Consider the following 13,694-nt stretch of genomic DNA (forward strand, 5'->3'; position numbering starts at 1 on the left):
GCCATGCCCAAGAACGCGAAAGGGAAATACAAGTGGATCATCGGGCTGGTCGCCATCGCGATCGCCGCGTTCATCGGCTTCAAGTACTGGAAGGGGAAGAAGTCCGCGCTGCCGGAGGGAATCGTCTCGGGCAACGGCCGCATCGAGTCGAAGCTGGCGGATGTCTCCGCGAAGGAGCCCCTGCGGGTGCGGGAGGTGCTCGTCAACGAAGGCGACCTCGTGAAGCCAGGGCAGGTGCTGGTGCGCCTGGACACCACCACGCTGGAGTCCAGCCTGGCGGAGGCCAACGCGAACCTCGCGGCCACGCAGGAGAAGCTGGCGGTGGCCGAGGCGGGCATCGTCAAACAGAAGAGTGAAATCGAGCTCGCCACCATCGAGGCCGAGCGCGCCCGGAGGCTGGTGGCGCAAGGCGCCGGCTCGCAGCGGGACGTGGACGTCCGGACGAGCCAGTTGGAGACCAACCGGGCCGGGCTGGCGGAGGCTGAGGCCACGCTGAAGACCTCGCGGGAGGAGATTGAAGTCGCGCGAGCCAACGCGGCGACCATCCAGACGCGCATCAACGACGCGACGCTCAGGTCCCCGGTGACGGGCCGGGTCCTCTACCGGCTCGCGGAGCCCGGCGAGGTGCTGTCGCCCGGCGGCCCCGCGCTCACGCTCGTGAACCTGGAGGACGTCTTCATGGAGATCTTCCTGCCGGCGAGCGAGGCCGCCCGCGTGAAGATTGGCTCCGAGGCGCGCCTCACCGTCGACTTCGAGCCTGACCGCTCCATTCCCGGCTACGTGTCCTTCGTGTCACCGGAGGCGCAGTTCACGCCCAAGCAGGTGGAGACGAAGAGCGAGCGGGAGAAGCTGGTGTTCCGCCTGAAGCTCCAGGTCCCCCGGGAGCTGGCCAGCCGCTACGTGGAGCGCATCAAGACCGGCATCCGCGGGGTCGGCTACGTCAAGGTGGACCCGTCCGCCACGTGGCCCTCCCGGCTGCAGAACGTCGTCACCGCGGAATCCGAACCCCACTAGCCCGGCGGCAAGGGAAGGCCCAGCCATGGTCTCATCCGTGTCTCCAGGGGCGCCCGCCGGCTCCACCCGCCGGCTCGTGGTCTCCATCCAGGACGTGACCCACCGCTACGGCAAGGCCGTGGCGCTGGACGGCCTCTCGCTCGACGTCCCCAGCGGCATCCGGGTGGGCATCGTGGGGCCTGACGGCGTGGGCAAGTCCACGCTGATGGCCCTGGTCGCGGGCGCCAAGAAGATGCAGCAGGGGCGCGTGATGGTCCTGGACGGGGACATCGCGGACGCGCGGCACCGGCGCGACGTGGGGCCGCGCGTCGCGTACATGCCCCAGGGCCTGGGCAAGAACCTCTATCTGGAGCTCAGCGTCTACGACAACGTGGACTTCATGGCCCGGCTCTTCGGGCTGTCCCCCGAGGAGCGCAAGGTGCGCGTCCCGGAGCTGCTCGCGGCCACCGGCCTGGGCAAATTCGCGGAGCGCCCCGCCGGCAAGCTCTCCGGCGGCATGAAGCAGAAGGTGGGGCTGTGCGGCGCGCTGGTGCACGACCCGGACCTGCTCATCCTCGACGAGCCCACCACCGGCGTGGATCCGCTCTCCCGGCGGCAGTTCTGGACCCTCATCGACGAGATCCGCGCCGGGCGCCCGGGCATGAGCGTCATCATCTCCACGGCGTACATGGACGAGGCCCAGCAGTGGGACTGGATCGTCGCCATGGACGCGGGGCGCGTGCTGGCGACGGGGTCTCCCGCGGAGCTGATGGCGCGCACGGGGACCCAGGACCTGGAGAAGTGCTTCATCGCGCTGCTGCCCGAGGAGAAGCGCCGGGGCCACAAGGAGATCACCATCCCGCCCCGCGCGCCGGGCAAGGCGGAGCTGGCCATCGAGGCGCACGGGCTGACCCGCCGCTTCGGGACCTTCACCGCCGTCGACCACGTCACCCTGTCCATCGAGCGGGGTGAAATCTTCGGCTTCCTGGGCTCCAACGGCTGCGGCAAGTCCACGACCATGAAGATGCTGACCGGCCTGCTGCCTCCCACGGAGGGCACGGCGAAGCTCTTCGGCAGCTCCGTGGACGCCGGCAGCATGGAGGTGCGCAAGAACCTGGGCTACATGACGCAGGCGTTCTCGCTCTACGGCGAGCTGAGCGTCCGGCAGAACCTGCTCCTGCACGCCCGGCTCTACCACCTGCCTCCGGACAAGGCGAAGGCGCGCATCGACGAGCTGGTCGAGCGGTTCGGGCTTGGCGCGCACCTGGACGCGCTGGCCGGAGACCTGCCCATGGGCCTGCGCCAGCGGCTCTCCCTGGCCGTCGCCGTGCTGCACGGGCCGCAGATCCTCATCCTGGACGAGCCCACGTCGGGCGTGGACCCGGTCGCCCGGGACAGCTTCTGGGAGCTGCTCATCGACCTGTCGCGCAAGCAGGGCGTCACCATCTTCGTGACGACGCACTTCATGAACGAGGGGATGCGCTGCGACCGCATCTCCCTCATGAACGCGGGCAAGGTGCTGGCGGCGGACAGCCCCCAGAAGCTCATCGAGTCCCGGAACGCGGACAGCCTGGAGACGGCCTTCATCGGCTACATGGAAGACGCCATCGCCGAGAAGGCCCGCGCCGAGGACAAGGACACGCCCCCCGCCCCCGCGCCCGAAGCCGCCCCACCCCAGGCTCCGGCCGCGCCCCGGACGGACCGGGCCGGCCTCCGTCTGCGGGTGGGCCGGCTGCTCGCGTATGCCTCCAACGAGACCCAACAAATCCTCCGCGACAAAGTGCGGCTGGCGTTCGCCTTCATCGGTTCCGCGGTGTTGATGCTCGTCTTCGGCTTCGGCATCACGACCGACGTGGAGAACATCCGCTATGCCGCGCTGGACCTCGACCAGTCGCCCGAGAGCCGCGCGTACCTGGAGCAGTTCAGCGCGGCGAAGCCCTACTTCGCCCCGACGCCGCCCGCCCAGTCCTCGGATGAAGCGCTCCGCAGGCTCCAGTCAGACGATGTCTCGGTGGTGCTGGAGCTTCCGCCCCGCTTCGGCCTGGACCTCCGCCGGGGCTCCGGCCCGGAGGTGCTGGCGCAGGTGGACGGAGCCATGACCTTCCGTGGCGACACCGTCGAGCAGTACGTGCAGGGGGTGCACAACCGGATGCTCCGGGATCCCGCGAGCGGCTTCCACTCCGCCAGCGCGCGGAAGGACACGGCCAACATCGAGGAGCGCTACCTCTACAACCCCACCTTCGAGAGCATCTACTCCATCGTGCCGAGTGTCCCGGCGCTGCTGCTGCTGCTCATCCCCGCCATCCTCATGACGGTCAGCATCGTGCGTGAGAAGGAGCTGGGGTCCATCATCAACTTCTACGTCACGCCCACGGGACGGCTGGAGTACCTGCTCGGGAAGCAACTGCCCTACGTGGCCATCGGCATGGCCAACTTCTTCATCCTGACCGCGCTGTCGCTGGTCGTCTTCGGCGTCCCCATCAAGGGCAGCTTCCTGACGTTGGTGGTCTGCGCGCTGTTCTACGTCATGGCGACGACAGGCATTGGGATGGTGACGTCCACCTTCACCGGCAGCCAGGTGGCGGCCGTCTTCGTCACGGCCATCCTGACCATCGTGCCGACCATCCAGTTCTCTGGCCTGCTACAGCCGGTCTCCACGCTCCAGGGGGGCGCCAAGGTCGTCGGCTCCATCTGGCCGGCCACCTATTACATGCACGCCAGCCTGGGCGCCTTCACCAAGGGATTGGGCGCGGGCCTCATCCTCAGGGACGTCGCCTTCATGGCCGTGTGCGTCCCGCTCCTTCTGGCCATCAGCGTCCTGGGCCTGAGAAAGCAGGAGAAATAGCGGTGAACTCACTGCTGAACATCCTGTGGCTCGGGCTCAAGGAGATCCGCAGCCTACTCAGCGACGCGGTGCTGATCGTGTTCGTCGTCTATGCCTTCACCCTGGCCATCTACGTCCAGGCCACGGGGACCTCCAGCGAGGTGAACAACGCCTCCATCGCCTTCGTCGACGAGGACGGGTCCGCGTTGTCCAAGGAGCTGCTCAACGCGTTCTATCCGCCCCGCTTCAAGTCACCGGAGGTCATCATCGCGGATGACATCCAGCCGGACATGGACCGGGGCCGGTTCATGTTCGTCGTGGTGATTCCGCCCCGCTTCGAGCACGACCTGCGCGCGGGGCGCAACCCGGACGTCCAGGTGAACATCGACGCGACCGCCATGCAGCAGGCGGGCATCGGCTCCGGCTACATCAAGAACATCCTCAACGACCGCATCGCATCCTTCCTCAAGCGCACGGAGGAGACGGGGCCCAGGCCCGTCAACCTGGTGGTCCGCAAGCTCTTCAACCCCAACGGGGTGTCGTCCTGGTTCAAGAGCGTGGTGGCCATCATCAATCAAATCACCCTGCTGACGGTCGTCCTCACGGGCGCGGCGGTCATCCGCGAGCGCGAGCACGGAACGCTGGAGCACCTGCTCGTGATGCCGCTGACCTCGTTCGAGATCGCCATGGCGAAGGTCTGGGCCAACAGCCTGGTCATCCTCGTCGCGACCGGGGCGTCGCTGTTGCTGGTCGTGCACATGGTGTTGAAGGTGCCGTTCGCCGGCTCGGTGGTGCTGTGGTTCGTGGGCGTCGTGCTCTACCTGTTCTTCGCCACGGCGCTCGGCATCTTCCTGGGGACCATCTCCCGCTCCATGGCGCAGTTCGCGCTGCTCATCATCCTGGTGGTCCTGGTGCTGATGCTGCTGTCGGGCGGGAGCACGCCCGTGGAGAGCCAGCCGAAGTGGCTGCAATCCCTCACGTACCTGCTGCCGGCCCGGCACTTCGTCAGCTTCTCGCAGGTCATCATCTACCGCGGCGGAGGGCTGTGGGCCGTCTGGCGCCAGTTCCTGATGGTGAGCGCGGTGGGCGTGGGGTTCTTCGTCTACAGCCTGGCGCTGTTCCGCAAGTCCATCGCGGTGAGCAAGTAGGGCCCGGGGGCGCGGGACCGGCGCGTGGGCCACGACGGGGAGAGGCGCTATCCTCCGGGCGATGAGACTGCTCCCCCGGCTCCACCTCTTCGAGTTCCTCGACCAGTCGTGGCTGCCCACGGCCCTGCGCCGTGGCGAGGTCGACTACCTGCACGTCGTGCTCGACAAGACGCGCCCCTACGACACCGTGGCCCCCCAGTTGGCGGATCTGCTGCGGATGTCCGGCACGAACCGCGTCATCGACCTGTGCTCGGGGACGGGAGGCCCCTGGCGCACGCTGCTGCCGGCGCTGCGCCGCGTGCACGGGGAGGCGGAGGTGGTGCTCACCGACCTGCACCCCACCCCGGCGCTGGAGCTGCCCGAGGGCGCGCGGTACCACGACACTCCCGTCGACGTCATGCGCGTTCCGGAGGAGCTCACGGGGCTGCGCACCCTGTTCGAGGGACTCCACCACTTCCGCCCGAAGCAGGCGAAGGCCCTCCTCGCGGACGCCGCCACGCGCGGCCTGCCCATCGCGGCCTTCGAGCTCACGCAGCGCTCGCTGCTGTACGTCCTCTTCCAACTGCTGCTCATCATCCCCCTGGTCTGGGGCTTCACCCCGCTCATCCGCCCACGCTCCGGATGGCGGTTTGTCTTCACCTACCTCATTCCCATCATCCCCCTGCTCATCCTCTGGGATGGCGTGGTGTCGTCGCTGCGGACCTACACGCCGGAGGACCTGGATGAGCTGACCGAGGGGCTCGACGCCCACGGCTACCGCTGGCACAGCGGCGTTCACAAGGCGAATGGAATGACCATCACCTACCTCATCGGACTGCCTCGCCGTCAGCCGTGAGGACGAAGGGGCCCCCCGCCCCGGTCTCGCGACACTCCCACCTCCTTGGGGTCCCCCTTGGAAGGCAAAGCCGCGCACCCCACCGTCCGCGCTTCGTGGACCGGAGGCGTGGACATGCATGCAAGGAATTGGGGTGCACTGCTGTGGTTGGGGCTGGCAGGGGTGGTGGCCTGTGGGGGATCGCCGGAGGCGGTGGAGGACGGCCCCCGCGAGGTGACCGCCCAGGCCTGTCCGCCTGGCGTGGCTGCGCGGGTGGCGGACATCACGCCCGCGGGCTCCTCGGGCTTCATGGGAGAGCTCACGAACGTCCAGGGCACGCTCTTCTTCGTCACCTCGGGCTTCGACACCGGTTCGGTCCTGTGGCGCAGCGACGGCACGGAGGCGGGAACCGTCCAGGTGAAGGTGTTCCCGGGGCCGCCCGGCGTCTATCAGCCCCAGAACCTGGTCGCGGTGGGCAACACGCTCTTCTTCCAAGCCCGCACGGATACCACCGGCATGGAGCTGTGGAGCAGCAACGGCACGGCGGCCGGGACCCGCCTGGTCAAGGACATCACGCCCGGCGCGGAGGGCTCCGTGATGACCAACGCCACGGAGCTCAATGGCCGCCTGGTGTTCTTCCGCTGGGTGCCGGTGCCGGGTGACGGGGCCCGGCCGGAGCTGTGGCGGTCCGACGGGACGGCGGCCGGCACGCTGCGGGTGAAGGACTTCGGCGGACTCACGAACCTGGGCTACTACACACTGAAGGCCGGCAACGCGCTGCTCTTCATCTTCTCCGAGGACACGGGCACCACGCTGTGGCGCACCGACGGCACGTCGGCCGGGACGACCTCCGTCAAGCGGCTGGACGCGGGGAACACCTACCTCTCGGGGGTGAGCAACCCGGGTGAGCCGCCGTTGTTCATCCTGGAGGACGGCCCCAACTCCGAGGTGTGGAAGACGAATGGCACCGCCGCGGGGACCGTCCGCCTGGAAGCCTTTGGCAGGCGCGTGCACCTGCTGGGGACGCTGGGCACGCATGTCTATCTGGCGTCCGTGGACAACCCGGTGACGAAGCGGCTGCGCATCGACCGGCTCTCCCTGAGCGGCGGTGGCAAGACGGGCATCACCACCCTGCCCAACCCCTACGGTGCCGAGGAGTTCGCGTATCCCGCCGTGCGGTCGACCGTGGTCTCCGGCGGCGACATCTACTTCTACGTGAGCATTGGAAGCGACGCCCCCGTGTCCAGGGCCGTCTCGCTGTGGGCGACGAATGGAACGGCCTCGGGGACCCGCCAGCTCTTCGACACCGACAATGTGGAGTACGGGTACCGCTACCCGCTGTTCGCCACCGGCACGGGCCAGGTCCTGTTCGGTGGCACACCGGACTCCCTGGGGCCCGTCTTCCCCTACTTCACCCGGGGCTCTCTGGCGACGCAGGGGCGGCTGGCGGACATCCACTTCCCGGGCTCGTTCACCCGCGTGGGCCACCGCATCTTCTTCACCGCCCTCGATGCCGCCGAGGAAGGCCAGCTGTGGTCCGTGCCGGCCACCTTCAGCTGCCCGCCGGGCCTGGCCGGAGCAAGGGAGTAGATTGAGGTACACTCCAGCGCACCCGCTGGAATGCCCTCCGACCTGCTGGAAATCTCAGACCTCATCGTCGACTACGACGTCGCGACGCTCCAGCCCCGGCCGGTGTCGCGCGACGCCGTCGTGGCGCGGTTGATGACGAACGGGCAGCGGGCCGCCGCGCGGTTCGTGCAGCGGCTCCCCGCGTCCAATGACACGCTCGACTTCGAGGCCTGCGACCTGGCCCTGCTGCGCTCCCACATCGAGCTGCAGCGGCTGAGCGAGGAGTTCCTCCAGGCGGACCGCCTCCGCTGCGTGCTGCTGCCCCTGTTGCAGGCGCTGCGTGAGTCCGGGGTGAAGCCTCCGCTGCGCATCGTCGATGTCGGCTGCGGGCTCGGCTACGCCGTCCGCTCGCTCGCGGCGCACGGGCGGCTGGGGCGCGATGTTGAAATCATCGGCTGTGACATGAACGTGACGCTGATTGAAAACGCCCGGCGGCTCGCGGAGGAGGAATCCCTCTCATGCGAGCTCCGGGTCGCGAACGCGTTCCAGTTGGAGCAGCCCGGACACATCTTCATCTCCACGGGCGTCCTGCATCACTTTCGCGGCGACGACCTGCACGCGTTCTTCGCCGGCCAGCGGCAGGGGCACGCGTTCGTGCACTATGACATCCAGAACTCGGTGCTCTCGCCCTGGGGTTCTTGGATGTTCCACCAGGCCCGCATGCGGGAGCCGCTCGCGCGCCACGATGGCGTGGTCTCCGCGCGGCGCGCCCATCCCACGCGGACGCTGCTGTCGGCGGCCCGGTCCGCCACGGAGTTCACCTGCGCGTCCCTGGATGGAGCCCGGAACCTCCTGGGCGTCATGCTCCGGCCCATGACCGCCACGCTGGGAACGCGCGCGGCGCTGTGGGAGCCGCTCCAGCGCCACCTGGGCCCGCTGCGCCCGCGGCTGGGCCACACTTCATGAACGCCGTCCTTCCGGTGCTGCTCGCGCTGCTGGCCGTCACCGACGCCGCGTTCTGCGGCTTCCGGGTGGCCGCGGGCCGGGACGCCCGCATCTTCAAGGCCGACTTCTACCGGGCCGCCATCCGCCGGGGGATGGGGCGAGGGCTCTTCACGACCGCGCTGGTGGGTGCCGCCATCGCCGGGGCCTGCCTGTTCTCACCGGGCCTGTTCCCCCAATTGCTCGTCTGCGCGCGGGCGATGCTCTGGGTGCTGCTGCCCTACGCGACCCTGACGCTGGTGGGCATGGGCATCTGGGCCGCCGCGGAGGCCGACGTGCGGACGCTGGCGAGCGTGGTGGTCCTGGGGCCGTTCACGCTGATCCGCCCGTGGGCCATCGCCGCGGCGGCGGTCGTCGGCGCGTGGAAGGCGCCGGGGCTCACCGCCGCGCTCGTCACCGTCGCGGCGTGCGGCGTCCAGCTCGCGCTCGAACCCTGGCTGAATGCCGGCATGCGGCCCCGGATGCCCCTCGTTCGCAACGGGTAGGACTCCACCTGGAGACCTTCACGGTACGTGCCATTCCGCTCCCAACTCCAACCCGTTACATTCACACTCACGCCTGACGGTGGAGGGGGAATCGAATGAATTGGCCGTTCGTGCTGGGCAACATCGCAGTGTGTGCCGTGGCGGGAGGCCTCGCGGGCTTCCTGGGCCACAAGTTGAAAGTGGGAAAGATTGTCACGGTGGGGTTCGTCACGGTGGCGACGGTGGCCTCTGCCTTCGGCTGGCGGGCGTACCAGATGCGCCCCGTGGACTACGACACCACGGTGGCGGAGATCCTCGCGAACGACTCCGACGAAGGGCTGGATCGCTACCTGCGGCACTGGGCCCGGTCCATCCAGGGCCACCCTGAGATCCGCCAGTGGTACGACGCCACACCGACCTTCAAGAGCGACGAGCGGGAATACCACTCCAAGCTGATAACGCAGGCCGGACTGCGCCGGCTCTCCGACCCGCTCCTGGTGCAGCGAATCGAAGCCCTCTCGAAGATGGTGGAGAGCGCCGAGGAGACGGATTGCGCTGCGTTCGGCCGTGGCGACATCACGGAGGCAGGGATGAACCGGACCCTCAGCAAGCTGGATGAGGAGACCCTCCAGCGGTTCGGCACTGTCGTGGCCGAAGCCATGGCCGCAGAGCTGCGACGGTCTCCCGAGCCCCGCAGGTCTGTGACGGCCGACGTGGCACAGTCCTTCGCCGAGGTCAGCTTCCGCATCGGCTCGCAGCAGACCCTGCGCCTGCGCACCAACCTGCTGCGGATGAATGAGCTTCCCGACGATGAAGCTTGCTGGACAACCCGGACCCTCTACACACAGGCCGCGACCCTCCGGGGCCGCAACCAGGACGCCCTGGTCCTGGCGCTCGTCACCGAAGAATGAACCGGCCGGGCGACAGGGCTTCTGTGACACCCGTGAAACAGGAAATCGCGAGCGTTTCCTGACAGTTCCAGGCCCCCCCGCACTCCCTGGCTTGCCCGCTCCTCCGTCCCTTCCTAGGATTCAGGGCTCCGCTGATCCCCCCTCAACACCTGGAGTCCTCACCATGCGGTACACCCGTAAGAACATCTCCGAGCTGCTTGGCACCGTGCAGGGCAACCCCGACGTGGTGGGCTTCTGGACGTCCACCATCGGCGGCTACACGTACAACATCACCCCGTCCGCGGGCGGCAACATCCTCCAGGACATCTACAACCCGAATCACCGGATGTGCGAGGACGGCGGCCAGACCGTGTTCGAGGACGCGGCGCAGATCGGCTGCTACTAGCACCCTGCTTCGCGGTCCTTCCACGCCACACCCGGAGCACTCCCAATGCGTTACACGCGCAAGAACGTCAGTGAGCTGTTGAACGCGGTGCAGGGCAGCCCGGATGTCCAGGGCTTCGGCACCTCCACCTTCGCCGGCTCCACCTGGAACCTGGTGCCTTCCTTCGGCGGCGGCGCTGTCTGGCAGAACTCCTGGACCTACCAGTGGACCTGCGAGGACGGCGGCTCCGTCACCGCCGAGGACCGCTCCACGTTCGGCTGCTACTAGCCCCGCGGCCCGCGCCTTCCTTCTTCCGCCGTTCCACCCGCCACACGGAGGTCCCCGATGCGATTCACGCGCAAGGATGTCTCGGAGTTGCTGGAGCAGGTCACCGGAGGTCCGGACGTCCTGGGCTTCGCCACGTCGAACTTCTCCAGCACCACGTACACGCTCGTCGCCTCGGGACCGGGAACGGTCTGGCAGGACCTCTACAACTCGGCCCACCGGCTGTGTTCCGAGGACGGCGCGACGTCTCCCTCCGAGGACTGCGGCGGCGGCGCCTAGCCCCGCGGTCCGCTGTGCCTCCCCCGCTTCCCCCCGTCTCGCGGTCCCCTCATGAACACGCGCCTCACCCTGATCCTCAACACCCACATGCCGCAGGTGTTGGGCGAGGGGCCCCTCTTCGATGAGCCGGAGAACTGGCTCTTCGAAGCGCTGACGGAGACGTACATCCCGCTGTTCCGGATGCTGGAGCGCTGGGATGCCCGGCGCTTCGCCGGCACGCTGGTGATGTCCTTCACCCCGTGCCTCTTCGAACAGCTCGTCGCCTGCGAGGAGCGCTACACGGGCTACCTCCAGTTGCTCAAGCGCATCGCCACGCGCGAACTGGAGCGCACGTCGCGGTTGGACCTCTACAACCGCTACGAGAAGTATCCCCAGGCCCTGTCGGACGAGTCGCTCGCGCGGGTGCACCGCACCGCGGGCATGTACCTGCGGCGCGTGGAGGACAGCCTCGCGTTCCTCCAGCAGCACAGCCTGCGGGACGTGTTCGCCAATCTGGGGCGCCATCGGCCGTCCAACGTGCAGCTGTGGACCTCCACGCCGCAGCACAACTTCCTTCCCTTCTTCCAGCCCGCCGTCGCGGACCGGCTGGTGGCGCGGGGCGTGGAGGCCTTCCAGGACACCTTCGGCGGCGAGCCGGACGGCCTCTGGCTGCCCGAGTGCGCCTTCCAGCCGGGGCTGGAGCGCGTGCTCACGCGCCATGGCATCCGCCGCACCGCGCTCAGCCTGACAGGCATTGGCGCGTCCCAGGCCCAGGACCCCAGCGGCGTGTTCCGCCACGAGGACCTGGAGGTGCTCGTCCACGACTACCGAATCGGGCTGCACCTGTGGAAGTCACCCGAGTCCACGTTCCCCGCGCACCCGGTGTACCGCGAGTTCTTCCGGGACGTGGGCTTCGACCTGCGGCCCGAGTACTTCGAGGAGCTGGGCGTGCCCGTGCCCGCGAACAAGCGGGGGCACGTGTGGACGGGCCTCAAGTACCAGGCGGTGACGGGCCAGAAGGTCGACCTGGGCCAGAAGGCGCTCTACGACGTGGAGGCCGCCCGCGCGCAGGTGAAGCACCACGTGCGCGAGTTCTGGGAGCTGTTGGACTCGCGCCGCTCGCTCGTGCAGGACGGGCAGACGTTCGTGCTCGCGTTCGACACGGAGCTGTTCGGCCACTGGTGGCACGAAGGCATCGAGTGGCTGGAGGGCGTCATGCAGCCCGCCGCGCCCGTCGAAGTCCAGGCCGCCCCGCCGCCGCCCGAGCCGCCGTCGCTGCCCCGGCTCTACTATTCGACGTGGGGGCGCGACTTCTACAGCGAGCACTGGCTGACGCCGGGCAACGCGTGGATGTACGCGCTCATCAAGCTGGTGGAGGCGCAGCTGCCGGAGCCGGTGGACGCGGAGACGCGCGAGACGTGGCGCCGCTTCGAGGTCTTCAGCGGCAGCGACCTGCTGTTCATGATTCCGGACCCGACACAGCGGGACCGGGCGCGCTCCCTGTTCCTCGCGCGCTACGCGGACGTCGTGTCGCGGCTGAAGGACTTCTCCTCGGAGCTGCTCACGTCCTTCCCGGTGGACCCCTTCAAGTGCGTGCTCATCCAGGTGAGCAAGGCCGGCGGGCAGGAGCAGCCGCCGTTCCTGCTGCGCCGGCTGTCGCTGGAGGGCGTGAACACCGGGGCGCGCCGGGAGCTGACGCTGGACGCGGAGGTGCTGGAGGTCGAGGGGCTGCGCGTCGCGTTCCAGTACTTCCTCTTGCACCCGCAGGGCCGCTACGCGCTGCGCGTGGAGGGCTCCGAGCGCGAGCACGTCTTCCAGATGCCGGACTACGGCGTTCCGCTGCTCATCGCGCCGGACACGCGCACCTATCCCAAGTACGACCCGGAGGTGCTGTACCAGAAGCTGGGTGAAATCTGGGAGGGCGACCAGCGGCTGCCCCTGAAGATGAACCCCACGCTGCGCAGCCGTCACATGTACACGCGCGCGCAGGTGATGGAGGTGCTCGCGGGCAAGCGGACCGCCGTCTTCAAGTACAACAAGGAAGGCTACGCGCTCCTGCGCTTCCGCGACCGCAGCCCCGCCCCGGCGTGCGTCGTCTTCGACGACGCGGTGACGCTCAGCGACGCGGGCACGTACATCCAGGCGGGTGAGCTGTCCGTGCCGGTGGTGAACGACCCGGCGGCCATCGCGAGTCATGACTTCGACGCGGTCGTGTTCACCTGCTCGCTCAACTTCGAGTCCGAGGTCCCGCACGTCCGCGCGCTCCTGGAGGTGGCCACGCGCAGGCGGCTGCCGGTGGTGTCGCTGTACGACGACATCCTCTATTACGACCTCTTCGACGGGCTGGAGCCGGACCCGGAGCTCTTCTTCCGCGTGGCGGTGCCGGAGCAGGACGCGCTCGCGAAGCCGGCCCTGGCGGACTACGGCCCGCGCAACCTGCTGGGCGTCTTCGGCACGGACACGGTGCAGGGCAAGTTCACCACGCAGGTCTACCTGCGCGAAGCGCTGGCGAAGCACGTGCGCGTGCGCCACCACGCCACGGAGCCCACGGGCATCCTGCTGGGCTCGGACACGGGCTACTCGCGCGTGCTGCGCGTGGAGGGCCCGCAGCGGCTGGCGTTCGAGCGGCGGCTCATGACGGAGCTGGCGAAGGACTGCGACCTGGTCATCACCGGCGGACAGAACGGCCTGCTCTACGTGCCGCAGGGCCAGGACCGCCGGGCCAACGCCTCCACGCACATCTACGAGACGTTCCTGCCGCGCCTGGTGGTGCTCACCGTGGCGGTGGACACGAAGCCCGAGGACGTCATCGCGACGCGCGAGTACGTGGAGTCGCTGGCCCGCGAGCACGGCGTGCCCTGCACGGTGGTGGGCCTGGCGATGATGGGCGGGCGCAAGCTGCTGGGCAGCCGCTGGACGGAGACGTGGTTCCTGGGCGTCCGGGACGAGGTCCTGGAGGAGGCGCGGCGGAAGATGGAGCAGCACACCGGCCTGCGCGTCCACGCCATCCCGGAGGAAGTGGACGCGCTGGCGCGGAGCGTGCTCACGCACCTGTGATGGAA

General features: G+C 68.7%; 12 protein-coding genes. All 12 read left to right on the top strand.

Features of this window, described 5'->3' with window-relative positions; genetic code table 11:
- Positions 1 to 3 precede the first annotated feature (3 nt).
- Positions 4 to 1,014 (top strand): HlyD family efflux transporter periplasmic adaptor subunit, encoded by a 1,011-nt coding sequence (locus JYJ93_RS35570; RefSeq protein ID WP_206799024.1) that lies wholly within the window; start codon positions 4 to 6, stop codon positions 1,012 to 1,014.
- 25 nt (positions 1,015 to 1,039) lie between these two features.
- Positions 1,040 to 3,838 carry a ribosome-associated ATPase/putative transporter RbbA gene (gene rbbA, locus JYJ93_RS35575; protein WP_242544055.1) on the top strand — a complete coding sequence of 933 codons (2,799 nt, stop codon included), beginning with the start codon at positions 1,040 to 1,042 and terminating at the stop codon, positions 3,836 to 3,838.
- Positions 3,839 to 3,840: 2 nt separating this feature from the next.
- Complete coding sequence (locus JYJ93_RS35580) at positions 3,841 to 4,965, top strand: ABC transporter permease (RefSeq protein ID WP_206799025.1); 1,125 nt, start codon at positions 3,841 to 3,843, stop codon at positions 4,963 to 4,965.
- A 61-nt stretch (positions 4,966 to 5,026) separates the two neighbouring features.
- Positions 5,027 to 5,800, top strand: a complete 774-nt coding sequence (locus tag JYJ93_RS35585; protein ID WP_206799029.1) for a hypothetical protein — start codon at positions 5,027 to 5,029, stop codon at positions 5,798 to 5,800.
- A gap of 114 nt (positions 5,801 to 5,914) precedes the next feature.
- A complete protein-coding gene (locus tag JYJ93_RS35590) occupies positions 5,915 to 7,369 on the top strand; it encodes an ELWxxDGT repeat protein (RefSeq protein WP_206799031.1) in 1,455 nt (484 codons plus the stop codon).
- A gap of 30 nt (positions 7,370 to 7,399) precedes the next feature.
- The gene (locus JYJ93_RS35595) at positions 7,400 to 8,314 is read left to right on the top strand and encodes a class I SAM-dependent methyltransferase (RefSeq protein WP_206799033.1); all 915 of its coding nucleotides are present in this window, start codon (positions 7,400 to 7,402) and stop codon (positions 8,312 to 8,314) included.
- Positions 8,311 to 8,835 (top strand): hypothetical protein, encoded by a 525-nt coding sequence (locus JYJ93_RS35600; protein WP_206799034.1) that lies wholly within the window; start codon positions 8,311 to 8,313, stop codon positions 8,833 to 8,835. The genes JYJ93_RS35595 and JYJ93_RS35600 overlap by 4 nt, the downstream gene beginning before the upstream one ends.
- Positions 8,836 to 8,930: 95 nt before the next feature.
- Positions 8,931 to 9,725 (top strand): hypothetical protein, encoded by a 795-nt coding sequence (locus tag JYJ93_RS35605; protein ID WP_206799036.1) that lies wholly within the window; start codon positions 8,931 to 8,933, stop codon positions 9,723 to 9,725.
- A gap of 163 nt (positions 9,726 to 9,888) precedes the next feature.
- Positions 9,889 to 10,110, top strand: coding sequence for a hypothetical protein (locus JYJ93_RS35610; RefSeq protein ID WP_206799038.1), 222 nt, complete (start codon positions 9,889 to 9,891; stop codon positions 10,108 to 10,110).
- A gap of 45 nt (positions 10,111 to 10,155) precedes the next feature.
- Positions 10,156 to 10,377 carry a hypothetical protein gene (locus tag JYJ93_RS35615; protein ID WP_206799039.1) on the top strand — a complete coding sequence of 74 codons (222 nt, stop codon included), beginning with the start codon at positions 10,156 to 10,158 and terminating at the stop codon, positions 10,375 to 10,377.
- Positions 10,378 to 10,434: 57 nt separating this feature from the next.
- On the top strand, positions 10,435 to 10,653 hold the full coding sequence (locus JYJ93_RS35620) for a hypothetical protein (RefSeq protein ID WP_206799040.1): 219 nt from the start codon (positions 10,435 to 10,437) through the stop codon (positions 10,651 to 10,653).
- 51 nt (positions 10,654 to 10,704) lie between these two features.
- A complete protein-coding gene (locus JYJ93_RS35625) occupies positions 10,705 to 13,689 on the top strand; it encodes a DUF1611 domain-containing protein (RefSeq protein ID WP_206799041.1) in 2,985 nt (994 codons plus the stop codon).
- Positions 13,690 to 13,694 lie beyond the last annotated feature (5 nt).

This window comes from Corallococcus sp. NCSPR001 (assembly GCF_017309135.1).
GTDB lineage: Bacteria > Myxococcota > Myxococcia > Myxococcales > Myxococcaceae > Corallococcus.